Here is a 17,515-nt window from a genome sequence, read left to right on the forward strand (position 1 = left end):
CATGCGCCCCTCCACCTCGTCACCCCGCTCGAATCCAATCAAGAGGTTGACAGCGGCAGGGAAATCGTCACAAGGCCGGATTGTCCCGCGCGCGGATCCGCAATCTTAAGTTTGCCGCGATTGGTTTCGATGATTTTGCGGCTGACGGCCAGCCCCAGCCCCAACCCGACATTGCGCGTGGTAAAGAAGGGCTGCGGGACTTTGCGGGCGGCTTCCGGTGTGAAACCGCTCCCGCTGTCCTGGATTTCAATGTGCACCCAGCGCGTGCCGTCCACGTCGGTGTCCGCGTGCGTGCTGACTTTCACCTTGGGCATCGGCGGATTGGCCTGCACGGCGTTCAACATCACTTCGGCCAGCGCATGTTTCAGGCCAGCGCGATCCCCGGTGAGCGTGAACGACTGGCCGCCCGTTTCATATTGAAGATAGACGGTTTGTTCCTGATGATGCTTTTGCGCCTCACGAAATGCATCCTCAATCAACTGGGAGACGGCGATGGGGTCCGTCAACCCCGTCCGGTCTTGCGCAAGAAACAACATTTGCTGACCGAGCCGGGAAATGCGCTTCACCCCTTCGGTCAACGCAGTACTCAACGACGCGCGAAATTCCGGGTCGTCATATTTTTCAGCAAACAACTGCTGATGCGTCGAAAGTGGGACCACCGCATTGCCCACTTCGTGGGCCAGCCGCTCACCCATGGTTTTGATCATCCGCAAATTGCCGGCTTCGATTTCGAGCCGCTGCAGCCGCTCCGTCTGGGTGTAATCCTCCACCAGCAGGAGCGCGGCATCCGGCACGCCCCGATCTTGTTTTTGAAAAGGCGAAATGGTGATCTGATAAACGCGCTCCCCGCCTGTTGGCGGTCGGTATTTGAAGGGCGTGAGCGCCACGCCGGTTTTCAGCACTTCAAACACTTTGCTGCCGAGGGCCTGGGGCAGGTCGCTGAATTCCAGCGGCGCGGCGCCGCGCCCCGGTCGGGCAAAAGCATCGCGCGCGACGTGGTTGGCGTGGAGGATCGACAAATCCTTCGCCACGACGATGCAACCGGAGTTGAATTGACGGAGGATGTCCCCCATCATGGTGTGATTCGCGCTGAGCTGGTCGTGCAACCAGATGTTCTTGATGGCCATCCCCAGCCCCTCCAGCAGATAAAAAATCAGCGCCAGTTCCTCGTTGGTCAACGCCTCGCCGGTGACGCGACTGTCAAAAAAGGCCACGCCCATGATGGATTCACGGTCCAGGATGGGCAACGCCACCTCCGCCCCCAGCAACTCAAACTCCTGGCGCATTTGCGGGTCCTCCTGAACCGCCGGCGCCTCGCGTCGCAAAATGCGTCCCTGCCGGGAAACGCATCCGCCCACCCCCGCGTTGAGCGACAACGCAAAATGCTCCAGCAAATCCAAAGGCAAACCAATGGCGCAGGCCAGCCGCAGCCGGTGCGAATCTTCCCCTTCGTTTTTATGACTCAGTTCACCAGGTTGTTGACGCAGAAAAATGGCGGCCCGATTCACACCGATGATTTCCCGCAACAGCAGCAGAAATTGTTTCAAGAGCGCCTCGGCGCAAAGGCTGTGGGTCAGCACCGTGGAAAAATCGCGCAGCGCTTCCAGGGCCTTTTGGGGTTCCCGATCCGGCTCGCTGGGCTTCGACGGCTTCGGCTCGTGGAGCTGACGGGACGCGGCGGATCGCTCCAGCACGTGTCCGTTGGCTGGCCAAAGCCGGTCCAAAAAGGAATTGATCAGTCGCGCCCGTACCGGCTTGGCCAGCACTTGCGCCACGCCCAGCAGATAAGCCTCCTCTTCCCATTCCCATTGCCTGTCATCCGCGTAAACCACGATCGGGCATTCCGGCAAACAGCGGCGCAACGTTTCAATGATGCGAATGGGACGGATGCTCGTCAACTCCGCTTCCATCACGCAGCCATCCACCCGACCGTGACTGCGCAACAGGTCGGCCTCGCGCACTTCGGATTGGTGCACGATGCGATAGTGTTCCGGGTTGAGCACGGCCCGCAGGGCCTCCGCCAATCCCGGTTGTGGCGCCAATACGAGCAAAGTTCTCATGATGATGGTACGACCGCCCGGCCGGGTTTCCCGGCGGGTTTGTGATGCTGGCGGCTTGGCAAATCCACCAGGACAGTAGTGCCTTTATTTTCTTCGCTGGCAATGTTTAGATTTCCGCCGTGCAAGTGGACAATCTTGCGGCAGATGGCCAAGCCCAATCCAAAGCCGCGCTGTTCCCCCCCGCGATCCTTGGTGGTGAAGTACGGTCGGAAGATCAGCCGCAGGTGCTCGCGGCTGATGCCTTCGCCCGGGTCGATGATCTGCACGCGAAACCAATTACGGCCCACTTCCGTTTTGGCCAGACTCTGGATGCGCGTCTGAATCGTCGCCCCGACCGGTGAGGCATCGCAGGCGTTCACATACAGATTGCAAAGCAGGCGTTGAATGAGAACAGCGTCCATTTCCACTTCCACCGGCGGCAAGTCCTGGCAGTCGATCGTGATCCCTTTCTTTTTCAGTTGGGGCTGCACCAGTTCAACCGCCTTAAGGATCGTCAAGTCCAGCCGGCCGGGCATGAAGTGGGGCGTCATCGTATTGGAATAAAAAAGGGATTCCTTGACGTATTGCCGGATCGCTTCGACGTTGCGGGTCACGGCGGGCAGCAACTCGGTGGTACTCTCGTCCTTTAGCGGGCTTTCATTTGTCAGTTGCAAAAAAGTCCAGACCGGCGTGATCAGGTTGTTCAAATCATGCGCCATCCCCCGCGACATGCGCCCCAGCAGTTCCATTTCCTCGGAAATCAGTACCTTTTGTTTGAGCCGGATCTGGTTGATGATCAAGTTCAGATTCTTCACCAGTGAAGTCAGCAGGTGCAGATCATGCGGCGTGTAAGGTTCGCCGCTGGTCTTTTGTCCGATTAACAACAATCCGATGGGGTCTTCCTCGGAGAAAAATGGAAAACAGAATTCCGGTTCAAATCGTTTTAACTGCTGTTGCGCGGCTTTCACCAAGGCGGGGCTGCCGGGGTTCGAGAACGCCGGGTTCAAGGTCAGGTAATCGGCTTTGGTGATGTAAAAGAACTGGAAGACGGGAGCATCGCGTTGCAGGTCTTGCACCGGTCCCGGCGATTGTTCCGGAAACGAGCGCAGCAGAGAAAAGGCGCGCGCGGTCTCATCCAACAAAATAATCTGGTAACTTCGCATTCTCATCGTCAACACCAGCAAATCATGCAGGTCATCGAGCAAAAGCGTCGTATCCGAATACCAAGGCACCGATTGGATGAATCCATTGATCTTGTCGTGATATTCAAATCGGTCGCCAAGAATTCGCCGCTCCAAACGCTCTTCACCCTTGCCAAAGAAGCGCGGGAAAAAATATGCGGCCAAAACAATCGTGATGAAGAAAACCGCAAGGGAACCAATGAAGGTGGGATACTTGAAGTCCAGGCCCGGCAATTGTGAAGCGATGAACAATAAACTAAAGCCGAGAAGCAAAACAAATAGCAATCGTACCGACTGGGCGGCCAACCGACCCAAAGTGACGTGAATATCAAGCAACTGATGTTGCAACACGCTATAACCCACGAGAATTCCGTAAAAAATTGCAGCCGCGCTGCCACACGGGAAGATGTCCTTATGAATGAATGGATAGCGGTTGAACCCTAAGATCGGCAACGTGTCGTTCGTCCCAAAAACGATCAATGCGGCCACAGCAATGATCATGAAGGTCAGCCGCGTCTGGTGCAACGAAGGGAGATTTTTTCGCTTATGATACAGGGAGACCATCGCCATGATGGGAACGTTGTAGGTGCAGACAAATATCCAAAACACGGGGCCAGCTTTCGCATAATAAGCGTAACCAGCCCAACGCACGTCGCTCACGAAAAGACTCGTGAAATTGCTCAATGCGAAAAGAACGTGCAGGCCGTAAAGCCAGGGCATGAATCTTCTGACGGGAATCTGCGCAATGAGCCAACAGAGATGAGCCAGGCTGATCGGCAAAAAGATTACGCCGAACTGTAAAAACCTGGCCCAAAAAAGAGCATCCTGCGGATCCGAAACTCGAAACATAAAAAAAGTACCCGTGTTCCAGACCGCTAAAGACACGCCCCAAATAATATAAACCCAGCTCAACGTCGAACGGAGCCGCTGGCTGAATACAAAAAGGGTCAAGCCTAGATTAACAACCGCGGCGATCAGAGGAATTAATTCCGCGAACTTCATGCGCGTGCCGGAAATGCTCTAAGGATCAAACAGGAGTTTTTGCCACCGAAACCGCTGTTCAGATTCATCGCGGCCCTGATCGGGTAAGGCCGTGAGCGCTTGAGCACGTAATCCAGATCACAACCTTCAGCCGGCTCGGTCAAGTTTATGGTGGGCGGAATCTCTTGATGCTTCAAGGCGAGCGCACAGATGACTGTTTCGATGGCGCCAGCGGCGCCCAGCAAATGGCCAGTGACTGGCTTGGTGGAACTGACCGCGAGTCGTCGGGCGTGATCGCCGAACAGATGCTTGATGGCTTTGGTTTCCACCAGATCGTTGCTCTCGGTTGCCGTACCGTGGGCGTTTATGTAGTCAATTTCTGAGACGTCCATTCGCGCCCGGCGCAGCGCTTTTTCCATGGCCCGATACGTTCCAACACCGTCGGGATGGGGTGCCACTGAATGGTAGGCTTCACAACTCCGGCCGTGGCCTGCCACCTCCGCATAGATTTTTGCACCGCGCGCAATCGCATGCGAGAGTTCTTCCAGGACGAGAAACGCCGCCCCTTCACCCAGCAAAAATCCGTCCCGGTTGCGATCAAATGGTCGCATGGCCTGCTGTGGTTTGTCGTTCCGGCAGGTCATCACCCCCGTCACGCAAAAGACGGCCCAGAGTGCGGGCAGCATCGGCGCCTCCGTTCCGCCAGCGACCATGATATCCACCTCATCCTGCTGGATCATGTTGAAGGCGTAGCCAATGGCATCATTGCTGGAGGCGCTCCCGGAACAGTAAGTAATCGCGTGACCTCGGATGCCCAGTTCCAGCGCGATTTCTCCACTGCCACTGCCAGTATAACCGTTGATGAGTGAGAAAGCATTGATGGCCCGATAGCTTTTCTTGGTGAGCGACTCCTGTCCCTTGATCGTCGTTTCTGTTCCTCCCAGTGAAATGCCTTCCACAACCCCAAGCCGTTCCTGATCCAACTTCTCAAAATCGACGGCGGCATCTCTTACGGCCAGAATCGAAGCCGCTATGCCATATTGCGTTGAAAGATCCAACCGGTGCGATTTCTTCGCCTTCATATACACCCCCCCATCGAAATCCTGGATCTCCGCGCAAATCTTGTTGGGCATATCGCCCGGATCAAACCGGGTCAACCGTCTGGCTGCACTGTTGCCCTCACAAATGCTCTCCCAAAAAGTTTCGAGGCTGCTGCCATTGGGCGCGATCACGCCCATGCCCGTGATGACGACGCGTCGTTGAGTGTGGTTGAGGCTCATTTCATTCGCGGCCATTTGTACGGAAAGAGCGCCGGCGTGCGGAGCTGGTACTCCCGATAAGTTGCACCGAATTTTTCCACCAACGCCGCCTCTTCCAGTTTCAGTCGCAGCAGGAGTGCCGGCACAAAAATGACCGTGACCACTGCCAGCGTCATATAGGCCTGCAAGATCAAACTAGCCGAAAGCAATTCCAGCATCATCGAAAAATAGGTCGGATGCCGCACCCAGCGGAACGGCCCGGACTGCACAAATTCATGGTTCTCCCGGATTTCCACGTGCAGGCTCCAGAATTTTCCGAGCGCGGTGATCGCGCGGCGACGGAGCACAAACGAAAACACCGCACAAATCCAACCTGCCACAAAGGTCACCCAATACGCCTGCTGTCCGCGCGCAAGAAATTCCGTGATAGAACCCAACAGCATTACCGTGCCCGCCAGCATGAACAATCGAAGCGTCAAGCTCTCCTTCACCGGTCCAGCGATGGTCTTCCTTTTCTTCTTCAGTTCCACCATCCGGAACAGATAAATCGAGACAACCGAGGCTATGGGGACCAGCACTTTCAGTGTCAACATAGCATTTGTGCGTCAACATAAGGCTATTCGAGAAAAAGTCGCAACCACAATATTTGGGGTGATTGACTTGAATCAACCACCAATAGTTGTGGTAGCCGCTGAAGCCAAGAAATCTCTTTAGCGCGCCAATTGTCTCGTCGGACTTCCCCGCCCGCCTCGGTCAGCTCCACCCTCTGCGCCCACCGGTTGGGTTACGCTGCTTAATGATTAAACAAAAATTCTTTGCTGCTCAGTATCGCCCAATACAAATCCTCGACGCCGGTGCGCGGGTTGGATACTTCTGCGTCCGCGATGATTGTTGCAATCCGGGTTTTTTCCGCATCCGTCGGAAACCGCGACACGGTGCTCAGATAGGCTTCCTCAATAATGCCAGCCAGTGGCGTGTGGTTGGCGAGCAAGCGGGCGATTCGATTCTGCTTCGCTTCAAGTTTCTGGTTGATCGTGTCGCCATTGGAAAGGTGGAGCACCTGCGTCACACTCGGTTCGGCGGTCCGCTCGCACTCGCAAGTTTTTTCGCGATCAGGTCGGCCAAAGGATTTCAAGAAAAAGGAATCCGTCTGGGTATCGGGCAATTGGAGCGCGCGAAATCCGAACGGGTATTTCTCGCCCTCCTGTTTCTGATTGCGCCGGTCCACCGTGAACTGCGTCGGCACGTCGGTCACCTGTGAAATCGCATCCAGCGCCACCTCGGCCATCAAGCGCCGCGGGTAATAACGCGAGTAGAAGCGCGCATCGGCCGCGTTCTCCGGCAACGCGATGCTGCTTCGTTGATAAGCCTCCGATTGCAGGATGGCGCGCATCAGTGACTTGAGATCGAACTTCCGGTCCGCCAGATGCCGCGCCAGGGCGGAGAGGAGCTTTTCGTTGCTGGCCGGATTCGTGACGCGCAGATCATCGACCTTTTCCACCAGACCCACGCCCATGAAATTCGCCCAGATGCGATTGGCAATCGCGCGGCTGAAATACGGGTTGTCCCGCGACGTCAACCAGTCCGCCAGTGCGACCCGCCGGTCGTTTGGGTCGTCCAATCCAAGCGGTTTGCCGTCGAGCGGCGCGGGTGGTTGCGGACGGCCCGTCAAGGGTTGAACGAGATCGCCAGAATTCGCGGCAAATATAAAATTGTCGCCATCCGCAACCCCGCTCTTGGCCCGAACGCGCGCAAAAAGATTGGCCATCTGGTAGTACTGTTTGTTGGTCCACTTTTCCATCGGATGGTTATGGCATTTGGCGCAATTGATCGACATGCCCAGAAACGCCTGCGTCGTCGTTTCCGCCATCGCGCGCGGGTCATCGTGCAACACGTAAAAATTTCCCGCGCCGTTCTCCAGTGTGCTGCCTTGCGCGGTGATCAATTCGCGCGCGAACTTGTCCCACGGCGTGTTCGCCGCCACGTTGTTGCGAATCCAGTTGTAATAGGACCACATCGCGGCGGGCCGGAGTTGCTTGCTGCTGACCAGAAGCAAGTCCGACCATTTGTAAGTCCAGTAATCGACAAACTCCGGCCTTCGCGACAGCGACTCAATGAGCGCGTCGCGCTTCTTCGAGGATTTGTCCGCCAGAAACCTGCGCGTCTCCTGGGCCGACGGCAGAATGCCGATCGTATCCAGAAAGGCGCGGCGAATGAATTCCGAATCACTGCAACGCGGCGACGGCGGCAGGCTCAAGCTTCTTAGTTTTTCGAGCACCAACTCATCGATGAAATTTCGCCGGGCGGCCTTGGCGAAAACTTTGTTGGCAATTCGATTGGTGTAAGGCGCCGTAACCGTGGCGATGGCAATGCGGCTGAGATACCACCCGGTAATTGCTCCCTCGCCAAACCCAATCACCTTTACGTTGCCGGTCTCGTCCACGTCACATACCGATGCGTTGGCAGAAGAGTATTTCACCCAATGGGTGACATCCTCACTGCGGCCGTCACTGAACCAGGCGCGCACGCTCAACTTCTGGTTCACGCCGGGACTGAGAAAAACATGCTCCGGCAAAATCTCAATATGGTCGATGCGCGCTTCGTCCGGCTTCGGCCCGGGCGTGCCTGCGGCAATCCATTCAGACAACACGCGATAATCGAGCGAGCCAACTTCAAATCGTTTCCCACCTTTGTGCGGGACGGCGCCGGTTGGTTTCAGCAGCATCAAGCTGCGACCCGGATCACTGGGAACAATGCGCCTCCCCAACGCCTGATGAGTGAGCGCCAGAAAATCACCCTCATCATCGAAACCGCGCAGGGAAAGTTTGAAGCCGTTTTGTCCAGCGGCCGCACCGTGACACGCACCCGCGCTGCACCCCGCCTTGGCCAGCACCGGCTGCACGTGATTTCGGAAGCTCCACTCAAACGGTTTCTCCATGTTCTCCACTGTCACCTGCGCCAAGACGGTTTGCCCGCCCGCCCTGACTCGAATCGTAGCGACACCGTTTCGTACGGGCAACGCCACGTCATCCTTGACGGACACAACATTGGTGTCACTCGAACTGAAAGTGAGGTCGTTCGTAACCTGTCCCACATAACGATTGTCACGAAATTGTTCCACCAAGAGTGTTTGCTGAGCGGCCGCACCGCTCAGTTTGAATTGGGCGGGGAGAATGATGATGGACTCTTTGGCTTGAACGTGTCCCGCTACAGCCAGAGCCACCATCAACAACCAACGCAACCTGACGAGCGTCGTCGCTCTGAAAAAGTGCTTCGGACTCTTCGCGTGCGTCGCGGCCATATCAAAACAACTCCCGGATTGGCTGCGTACCATAATCCACCAGCGCAAACGGACGACCCTGCGGGCCGGGCAGGTGAGTCTCCAGATTCAACCCGAGGCTGTGAAAAACCGTGGCGACCACTTCCGACGACGACACCGGTCGCTCCACTGGATAGCCGCCAATTTCATCGCTCTTGCCAATCACGCGCCCGCCTTTGACGCCGCCGCCAGCGAAATAACTTGTCCAGCATTGCGGCCAATGATCGCGCCCGCCCGCTGGATTGATCTTGGGCGTGCGACCAAACTCGGCCAGGTTGCAAACGAACGTATTGTCGAGCATCCCGCGTTGGACGAGGTCTTCGATCAGCGCGCTGTAACCCTGGTCATACATTGGCGCGACGATGTCTTTCATCCCGGCAATCGAGGTAAACGGCTTCGAACCGTGAATGTCCCACGAAATCTCGTCGAAGACGGTGATGAAAGTGTTGATGGTCACAAAACGCACGCCGGCCTCGATCAACCGACGCGCCAGCAGACAACATTGGCCAAAGCGCGTCATCCCGTACCGTTCGCGAACCTTTTCTGGCTCCTTCGACAAATCAAATGCTTCGCGCGCCTTGACGCTCGTCATCAAGCGATACGCCGACGCAAAATTCGCGTCCATCAACTTCGCCGTCTCGCTTGCTTCGAAAGTCTTGACCTGGTCATCCACAATTTGCCGCAATTCCCGGCGCCGCTGGAGACGGACCTCGCCAATTTCCGTCGGCGGCAATAAATCCGGTACTTTGAAATTCGGCTTGGACGGATCGGCCATCAGCGCGAACGGATCGTAGGCTTTGCCAAGAAAACCGGCGTCCTGTCCGTGCGGCAGGTTGCCGCCGGTCGGCCCCATCAATTCGGGCAGGAGGACGTGCGCAGGCAGTTCGTTGCGCCGGCCCTTGAGATATTCCAACACACAACCGGCGTGCGGCGTGTTGACGCCGCCGGTGAAAAGCCGGCCCGTTTGCATCATCTGATGTCCCGTGTCGTGGACGGCCGCCGCCGTGTGGTGGCAAGTGCGAACGAGCGAAAACTTGTCCGCCACTTTGGCGTGCAACGGGAAAATTTCGGAGATCTGAATGTCCGGGTTGTTGGTCTTGATCGGCTTGAACGGGCCGCGGATTTCGCGTGGCGCGTCCGGTTTCATGTCCCACGTATCCAACTGGCTCGGTGCGCCGAGATTGAAAATCATGATGACAGACTTCTCATCGTTGCCTTTCTCCACCGCGCCCATCGCCTGCAACGCGGCGAAATTCGACAAGGTCAGACCGATGGCGCCGAGCGCGCCGACCTGAAGAAAGTCGCGCCGCGTAATCCCGTCGCACGTCGTGACCGAACCATTGCCCGTCACTTTAAGCATGATGTCCTGTTCTGTTCGCGGTTAGGGACATGATTTTACGCGCTAAATATAGGCGGGCAACCTCCTTGCTGTAAATATATTTTAGAGTGCGTTGGGAGTCGTTTGACCGCCCGAAATTTTTCCCTGTCAACTCCTGGTTCTGTGGGTATTCTCCCGGCACTTCGTCAAGACGCCATGAAAGACCAGTCGATGAATCGACGGAAATTCCTTCGCACAACCGCCCTGGCTGCGACTGCAACCGCCGCTCTTGATCGGGCCATCACTCGCGCCGCACAGAAAACCAGCGGTGCCCACTGGCCCATCGGTTGTATGAACCGGCCGTGGTCCAAATGGACCCACAACGTTGGCTTTGAAGGCATCAAAGCCGCCGGTTACAGACTACTCGGCTTGATTTCCCACTCCCAAAATGAGCCCCTCATTACTACCAGCGCAACACCGGAGTACCTGGACACGCTGAAAAGGCAATTCGCCGCACTCGGCTTAAAGGCCAACATGGGAGCGCTGCGCATGAATCCAACCGCGCCACTGTCCGACGCCATCAAGGATGTGCGCAAACAAATCGACAACGCCAAATTTCTTTCGCTCGAGTTTCTGATGACCTTCGGCGCCGATAAGCCGGAGCATTACGAGGATTATTATCGCTTGATGCGCGACGCGGCGGCTTATTCCCAAGAGCGCGGGATGAAGCTGGTTCTGAAACCGCATGGCGGCGCCAGCAGCGCGGCGGAGGAAATCCTGCGTTGCCTCGAAAAAGTCAAGCATCCCAATTTCAAAATCTGGTATGACGCGGGCAACATCATTCATTACACCGGCAAAGACCCGGTGGAACAACTCAAACCCATCGCGCAATACGTCACCGGTTTCTGCGCCAAGGATTGCGCCAGGCAAGGAGGCGACGTGATGCTCCAATTCGGCACCGGCAAAGTGGATTTCAAAGCCGTGTTCAGCGAACTAAAATCCGCGGGCTTCAACGGTCCCGTGATGGTTGAATGCTGCGCCCTCAGCGACAAACCGGAAGAAGTGAGCGCCAACGCACGAGCAAACCGGGAGTTTTTGGAAAAAATGATTGCCTCGATTTAACCCACAACCAGAAAGGAACAAGCCATGCCTAAATACATTATTGAACGAGAAATCCCCAACGCCGGGAAATTGTCGGCGCAAGACCTCCAAGCCATCTCGCAAAAATCGTGCGGCGTATTGCAGAAGATGGGGCCGCAGATCCAGTGGATTGAAAGTTATGTGACCAATGAAAAGGTTTACTGCGTCTATCTGGCGCCGAACGAACGATTGATCCGCGAACACGCGCAGCAAGGCGGCTTCCCGGCCAACCGCATCTCCGAGGTCAAGTCGGTCATCAGTCCCGTGACGGCGGAAGGGTGAAGCGATCGGGAAATGCGCTTTCAACGTTATGTCTCAAAAGGACCCGCGCATTGACGCCTACATCGCCAGGGCTGCTGATTTCGCCAAGCCCGTCTTGAATCACCTTCGCCGACTGGTTCATGCCGCCTGCCCGGAAGTCGTGGAGACCATGAAGTGGAGTTTTCCGCACTTCGATTACAGGGGCATGCTTTGCAGCATGGCCGCGTTCAAGCAGCATTGCACATTCGGTTTCTGGAAGGGCACGTTGATCTTTGGCGATCGAAAGAAGCAGAACGAAGCGATGGGACAGTTCGGCCGCATAACATCGCTATCCGATTTGCCCACGGACAAAGTTTTGATCGGCTACATCAAGAAAGCCGTCCAACTCAATGAAGCCGGGATCAAGCTGCCCGCGCGGCCGAAGAGTAAAGAAACAAAAGAACTGCTTCTCCCTAGCGATTTCAAGGCGGCATTGAAGAAAAACAAAAGAGCGATGACTAGCTTCGAGAATTTCAGTTACAGCCAAAAAAAGGAATACGTCGAATGGATCGTCGAGGCCAAACGCGATGAAACCCGAAAACATCGCCTGACGACGGCGCTCGAATGGATGGCCCAAGGCAAACCGAGGAATTGGAAGTATATGAAACGTTGAACGCGAACCGCTCCAGCTTCGCGGACTTGCAGGGTGTTATCGCCCACTATTTGCTGTCGCTGCCCGGCCTGGAGTTCTTGGTCGGAGACAAGGTTCCGGTCGGCGTATTGCCATAGTCGGCGTAGGTCACGCTCACGCGGTCACCGGAAGATGCGGTGTTGTTATGCGACACCGTGCTGAGGCCGACATACATCGTGCGGGGAAAGACCGACCCGGCCAGTATGGTTGTGGCCAATTCCCACCCGTTGGTGCCCACGGGAGTTGTCCGGCTCACGTTCGTGTTCCAATAATAGGTCTTGAATTTGTCGCCTTGGCGCTGGATCCGCAGCCAAAGATTGGGATAAGTGCAGGCACCGTCGGCGATGGTGCCCGGATTGTCTTCGGTGTCGCCGTCCTGGGTGAGGCGGGCGATGCCTTCGAGTTGTCCATTGCGGGCGGAGTTGGAGGGAAGAGCGTTGATCTGGATGTTGGGGCTGCCGGGGGTGAGGTCCGCCCGCGCCATCAGTGCGCCCTTGGGCGAATCCTGATTCATCGGGTCGGTTGCCGAAAGACTGATGATCCGCACCCGGACATCGAAGTCACCGGTCACTTGCTGAAAAGCAAAGGTGAACGAATCGGACGTCTCCCACGTATCGCCGCCTCCGGCCGTGATGGTGATGGAGCCAACTGAATTGCTCTTCACGACGGCCTTCACCGGGTTGTTGATGTTGGTCAGTGTCAGTCCCCACAGAGAAATGACCGCGCTCTGCGCGTAGGCGAAATCGCCGGCGCAGAGCAGGAGCGCCGCCGTGGCCAGGAAAAGGTTCAACAACGCGACACGATTGCGAGATCTCAGTTTCATAACGAGGTTTGCTGTTGCTCAGTTGATATTGGGAGAGGACACGAACGTTGTCCATCACAGATCAGGCCGCTTAACCACGACTGGGACAAAATTCATTCTCCGATGATCTTCACCAAAACCCGCTTCCGTCGGCGGCCATCGAACTCGCCATAAAAAATTTGTTCCCACGGGCCGAGGTCGAGCTTGCCCTTGGTGATCGCGACGACGACTTCGCGGCCCATGATCTGGCGTTTGAGATGCGCGTCGGCGTTATCCTCACCTGTTCGATTGTGTTGGTATTGCGACGTGGGGGCGTGCGGTGCGAGTTTCTCCAACCACACATCGTAGTCGTGCAGCAAGCCATCCTCGGCGTCGTTGATGTAAACCGACGCGGTGATGTGCATGGCGTTGACCAGACACAAACCGTCCTGCACACCGCTTTTATCCACAAGCCTGGCAACGGTGTCGGTGATGTTGAGGTAACCGCGCCGCTGCGGCACTTCAAACCAGAGATGTTCAGTGAGGGATTTCATGGCGATCATTTATTGAATCGTTTAACCGCAGCGTCACCTCGCGAAAATCTGGCGAATGACGTCCTCAATCGGCACTTCTTCGATGTCGATGTCGCTCACGGGCAATTCGTCGAGCAGCGCTTTACAGACGGGAATGACACGATCGCGTTTAACCTTGAGTTTGATGCTGGCGGCAGTCTTCTCGACCACTTCGCCATATTTCGACAGCGCTCCAGCCGGACAACTGTCGGCACCGTCGCATTGAATGGTCACGAGTTTGAAATCGGCAAAGCGATCCAGGACCTCGCTGAGCCGGCCGTCGAAGAAGATCGTGCCGTGGTCGATGATGATGACACGGCGGCAAAGCTCCTGGATGTCGGCCATGTAATGGCTGGTGAGCAGGATGGTGGTCTTCTGCCGCGCGTTGTATTCGCGCAAGAACTCGCGCACGGTTTTTTGGGAAACCACATCGAGGCCAATCGTCGGTTCGTCGAGGAACAGAACCTTGGGTTGGTGGAGGAGCGAGGCGATGAGTTCCATCTTCATGCGTTCGCCCAGCGAAAGTTCGCGCACCATGACGTTAAGTTTGTCCTGCACAGCGAGGAGTTCGCTCATTTCGGCGATGGTGCGTTCGAATGAGGCGACGGGAATTCCGTAGATCTTCGCGTTCAGATCGAGCGACTCGCGCGCCGGCAGGTCCCACCAGAGCTGATTCTTCTGGCCCAGCAGCAAGGCGAACTGGCGGCGATACCCATCGTCCCGTTCCCACGGCACGTAACCCAGCACGCGCGCCGAGCCGCTCGTTGGATAGAGCAGCCCGGACAACATTTTGAGTGTCGTGGTTTTGCCCGCTCCATTCGGACCGAGAAAACCGACGAGTTCGCCAGGTTCAATTGAAAAGCTGACATCCCTGACCGCGAAAGTCTGCACATATTTGCGATGGAACAATCCTTTGACCGCGCCGCTAAAGCCGGGTTGTTTCCTGTAGGTGCGGAAGGTTTTGGTCAGCCTGCTGACTTCGATCAATGACATGCGCCGGGAGACTAACTGAGGCGTTGCAGGAGTGCAATCGGCGGAAAATCGAGGCGGATCGAATATCTTCCCTCCAATGTCGTGAAGCGAGCCGCGTCTTACCGCAACAATTGTTTTTCCAGATAACTGACGACCTGCCGCACGTTGGCGTCCACCTCCATGCGGTCTTTGACCAATCGGCAGGCGTGTAAGACGGTGCCGTGATCGCGTCCGCCAAAAGATTCGCCAATAGTATTGAGCGAACTCTCGGTCATCTGCCGCGCCAAGAACATGGCGATTTGACGGGGGAAAGCGATGTTTTCCGGCCGACGTTTGCTTGTCATGTCGGCGAGTCGAATGTCGAAATGGTCGGCCACTTTTTTCTGAATGGTTTCGATGTTAATGGAAAAGCGTCCTTCTTCGTGGAGCACTTCCCGAAGCAATCCTTCGACGACTTCAAGGCTCAATTTCTTGCCGGTGAGCGAGGCGTACGAAGCGACGCGAATGAGCGCGCCTTCCAGCCGGCGGATGTTGGTGCGGATCCGGTTGGCGAGGAAATTGAGAATGTCCTCCGGCAGGGTTACGGCCATCATCTCCGCCTTTTTCCGCAAAATGGCGAGGCGGGTCTCGATATCGGGCGGTTGCATGTCAGTGACCAAACCCCACTCGAAACGCGAAACGAGCCGTTGCTCGAGGTTTTGTATTTCGCTGGCGGGCCGATCGCACGTGAGGACGATTTGTTTATGCGCTTCATGCAGGGCGTTGAAAGTGTGGAAAAACTCCTCTTGAATGCGCTCCTTGCCGGCAAGGAACTGGATGTCGTCAATCAAAAGAACTTCCGTCTGCCGATATCTTTTTCGAAAGCGGACAAGTTGGTTGTTCTGAATCGCTTCGATGTATTCGTTGGTGAATTTCTCCGATGAGACATACGATACCCGCGCGCCTTTCTTGTGGCTTACCACGTGTTGACCGACGGCGTGCAGCAAGTGGGTCTTCCCCAACCCAACCCCACCGTAGAGGAAGAGCGGATTGTAGGATTTGCCGGGAGATTGGGCAACGGCCAGCGCGGCGGCGTGCGCAAAAGTGTTGTTGCCGACGACGAAAGTTTCGAAAGTGTTTTTTGGATTAAACGTCAGTTCGCGATTAACCGTGGCGCGTTCGGGAGAATCGTCGCCAGATTTTGTTTTGTGCGCGAGGGCGCTTTTTGCGGCGACCGTGCCGCTTGGGGAATTGTTGACGTGGAATTTGACCTTCATCGGCTGGCCGGACGCATGGATGAGCACGTCCCGAATCAAACCGAGGTAATTATCCTTGAGCCACACCTCGCAAAAATCGTTGGCGACCTCAAGCGTGAGGCAATCACCTTCGAGTGCGCTGGCTTGGAGAGGTGCGAACCAGAGATTGTAGATGTCCGCGTTCAATAACGAGCGCAACATTTGCTGCGCGGCGGTCCAAATCCTTTCAGCGGAGGTTGGCATGTTTTTCGTCAAAACCCTGACTTTATTGCACTTTATTCACTTGAGGTTGTCACGTGCTCGTAACCTGACACGTCGCAGCCGCTTAGAGAATCAAACCCAACAGGCATTTAAACACACCACCAAAGAGCCACTAAAACCGCCACTAAAATTCATCTCAAGCAAATGCATTAACTGTTGATTGTAAGGCTGTTGCAAAATATCACTTCATCGCTCTTGCCATCTGATTCTCCCGGCACGAAATGGGCCATCTCATTTACCGGTTGTCACCGACCGTTTCTAGTCAAAGTCAGACATGCTGACTAGGACAACATATTAACTGTTATTCACGAGTTGTTCACAATTCGATCTTGGCCAATAAAATCAGGCGTTCTCCGGAATGTTCCCAGCTAAAATGAGCACCGCGCAAACGACGCGCCCGTGCGCATCTTAATTTGTCTTACACATCGTAATAGAGGAAGAACTCGTAAGGATGCGGGCGCAGGCGCAGCGCGTCGTGCTCCTTGCGCTTGTGGCTGATCCACATCTCCAGAAAGTCCGCCGTGAACACATCGCCCTTCAGCAGAAACGCATGGTCTTTCTCCAGATGCTCCAGCGCCTCGGTCAAACTGCCGCAAATCTGCGGCACCCGCGCCAGTTCTTCCGGCGGCAACTCATACATGTTCTTGTCCATCGGCTCGCCCGGATCGATCTTGTTCAACACCCCGTCCAATCCCGCCATCAATAGCGCCGTGTAACACAAATACGGATTGGCCGAGGGATCGGGTGGGCGATACTCAATCCGTTTTGCTTTCGGACTCTCGCTGAAGGTCGGTATCCGGATGGCCGCAGAACGATTCCGCGCGGAATACGCCAGGTTCACGGGCGCTTCATACCCGGGCACCAAGCGCTTGTAGCTGTTGGTCGTCGGACTGCAAATCGCGCACAGCGCCTTGGCGTGTTTCAGTATCCCGCCGATGTAATGGAGGGCCATTTGAGAGAGGCCCGCATACTCCTTGCCCGCAAACAACGGCTTGCCTTTCTTCCACAAGCTCTGGTGCGTGTGCATTCCGCTCCCATTATCCCCAAACAAGGGCTTGGGCATGAACGTGGCCGTCTTGCCATGTTTCTTGGCTACGTTCTTGATCACATACTTGTAGAGCATCATGTTGTCGGCCGTCTTGACCAGCGTATCGAACCGGAAATCAATTTCCGCCTGGCCCGCCGTCGCCACTTCGTGATGTTGCCGCTCGATCTTGATCCCCAGTTCTTCCATCACCAGGCACATCTCGGTGCGGATGTCCTGTTGCGTGTCGATGGGCGCGACCGGGAAATAGCCTTCCTTGTGCCGGATCTTGTTCCCCAGGTTGGGCATCTCTTCCCGGCCCGAATTCCAAATCCCCTCCTCGCCATCGACACTGTAAAAGGTCCCGTTGCTCTTGTGATCGAACCGCACGTCGTCGAAGATGAAGAACTCCGCTTCCGGCCCGAATACCGCAGCGTCCGCCAGCCCGGTCGATTGCAGATACTTCTCTCCCCGTTGCGCAATCCCGCGCGGATCGCGGGTG

14 protein-coding genes are annotated in these 17,515 nt (G+C 56.0%); 3 read left to right on the plus strand and 11 right to left on the minus strand.

Features of this window, described 5'->3' with window-relative positions; all coding sequences use genetic code 11:
• Positions 1-38 precede the first annotated feature (38 nt).
• The 6 genes from HY298_10225 to HY298_10250 all read right to left on the minus strand — a co-directional run bounded on the left by HY298_10225 (position 39) and on the right by HY298_10250 (position 10,139).
• Positions 39-2,060 (minus strand): PAS domain-containing protein, encoded by a 2,022-nt coding sequence (locus HY298_10225; GenBank protein ID MBI3850630.1) that lies wholly within the window; start codon positions 2,058-2,060, stop codon positions 39-41.
• Entirely contained in the window at positions 2,057-4,171 is a 2,115-nt protein-coding gene (locus HY298_10230; protein MBI3850631.1) for a hypothetical protein, read from the minus strand. Before HY298_10230 ends, HY298_10225 begins: the two co-directional genes overlap by 4 nt.
• Before the next feature lie 47 nt (positions 4,172-4,218).
• Positions 4,219-5,481, minus strand: coding sequence for a beta-ketoacyl-[acyl-carrier-protein] synthase family protein (locus HY298_10235; protein MBI3850632.1), 1,263 nt, complete (start codon positions 5,479-5,481; stop codon positions 4,219-4,221).
• Positions 5,478-6,053 carry an isoprenylcysteine carboxylmethyltransferase family protein gene (locus HY298_10240; protein MBI3850633.1) on the minus strand — a complete coding sequence of 192 codons (576 nt, stop codon included), beginning with the start codon at positions 6,051-6,053 and terminating at the stop codon, positions 5,478-5,480. The genes HY298_10235 and HY298_10240 overlap by 4 nt, the downstream gene beginning before the upstream one ends.
• 200 nt (positions 6,054-6,253) lie before the next feature.
• Entirely contained in the window at positions 6,254-8,686 is a 2,433-nt protein-coding gene (locus tag HY298_10245; protein ID MBI3850634.1) for a DUF1553 domain-containing protein, read from the minus strand.
• A gap of 76 nt (positions 8,687-8,762) precedes the next feature.
• A complete protein-coding gene (locus HY298_10250) occupies positions 8,763-10,139 on the minus strand; it encodes a DUF1501 domain-containing protein (protein MBI3850635.1) in 1,377 nt (458 codons plus the stop codon).
• Between the two features lie 189 nt (positions 10,140-10,328).
• On the opposite strand from HY298_10250, the gene HY298_10255 reads away from it, so the two are divergent.
• The 3 genes from HY298_10255 to HY298_10265 are packed head-to-tail and all read left to right on the plus strand — an operon-like array spanning position 10,329 to position 12,150.
• The gene (locus HY298_10255; protein ID MBI3850636.1) at positions 10,329-11,219 is read left to right on the plus strand and encodes a sugar phosphate isomerase/epimerase; all 891 of its coding nucleotides are present in this window, start codon (positions 10,329-10,331) and stop codon (positions 11,217-11,219) included.
• A gap of 24 nt (positions 11,220-11,243) precedes the next feature.
• Entirely contained in the window at positions 11,244-11,519 is a 276-nt protein-coding gene (locus HY298_10260; protein MBI3850637.1) for a DUF4242 domain-containing protein, read from the plus strand.
• 28 nt (positions 11,520-11,547) lie between these two features.
• Positions 11,548-12,150: a YdeI/OmpD-associated family protein gene (locus HY298_10265; protein ID MBI3850638.1), complete on the plus strand. Its 603-nt coding sequence runs from the start codon at positions 11,548-11,550 to the stop codon at positions 12,148-12,150.
• A gap of 46 nt (positions 12,151-12,196) precedes the next feature.
• On the opposite strand, the gene HY298_10270 is transcribed toward HY298_10265, so the two are convergent.
• The 5 genes from HY298_10270 to glnA all read right to left on the minus strand — a co-directional run.
• The gene (locus HY298_10270) at positions 12,197-12,991 is read right to left on the minus strand and encodes a hypothetical protein (GenBank protein MBI3850639.1); all 795 of its coding nucleotides are present in this window, start codon (positions 12,989-12,991) and stop codon (positions 12,197-12,199) included.
• Positions 12,992-13,083: 92 nt separating this feature from the next.
• Positions 13,084-13,503: a YjbQ family protein gene (locus HY298_10275; GenBank protein ID MBI3850640.1), complete on the minus strand. Its 420-nt coding sequence runs from the start codon at positions 13,501-13,503 to the stop codon at positions 13,084-13,086.
• A 33-nt stretch (positions 13,504-13,536) separates the two neighbouring features.
• Positions 13,537-14,508 carry an ABC transporter ATP-binding protein gene (locus tag HY298_10280; protein ID MBI3850641.1) on the minus strand — a complete coding sequence of 324 codons (972 nt, stop codon included), beginning with the start codon at positions 14,506-14,508 and terminating at the stop codon, positions 13,537-13,539.
• 104 nt (positions 14,509-14,612) lie between these two features.
• The gene (dnaA, locus tag HY298_10285) at positions 14,613-15,971 is read right to left on the minus strand and encodes a chromosomal replication initiator protein DnaA (protein MBI3850642.1); all 1,359 of its coding nucleotides are present in this window, start codon (positions 15,969-15,971) and stop codon (positions 14,613-14,615) included.
• 436 nt (positions 15,972-16,407) lie between these two features.
• On the minus strand, positions 16,408-17,515 hold a 1,108-nt coding region (gene glnA / locus HY298_10290), incomplete at its 5' end, for a type I glutamate--ammonia ligase (GenBank protein MBI3850643.1).

This window comes from Verrucomicrobiota bacterium, from assembly GCA_016200005.1.
Taxonomy (GTDB): domain Bacteria; phylum Verrucomicrobiota; class Verrucomicrobiia; order Limisphaerales; family PALSA-1396; genus PALSA-1396.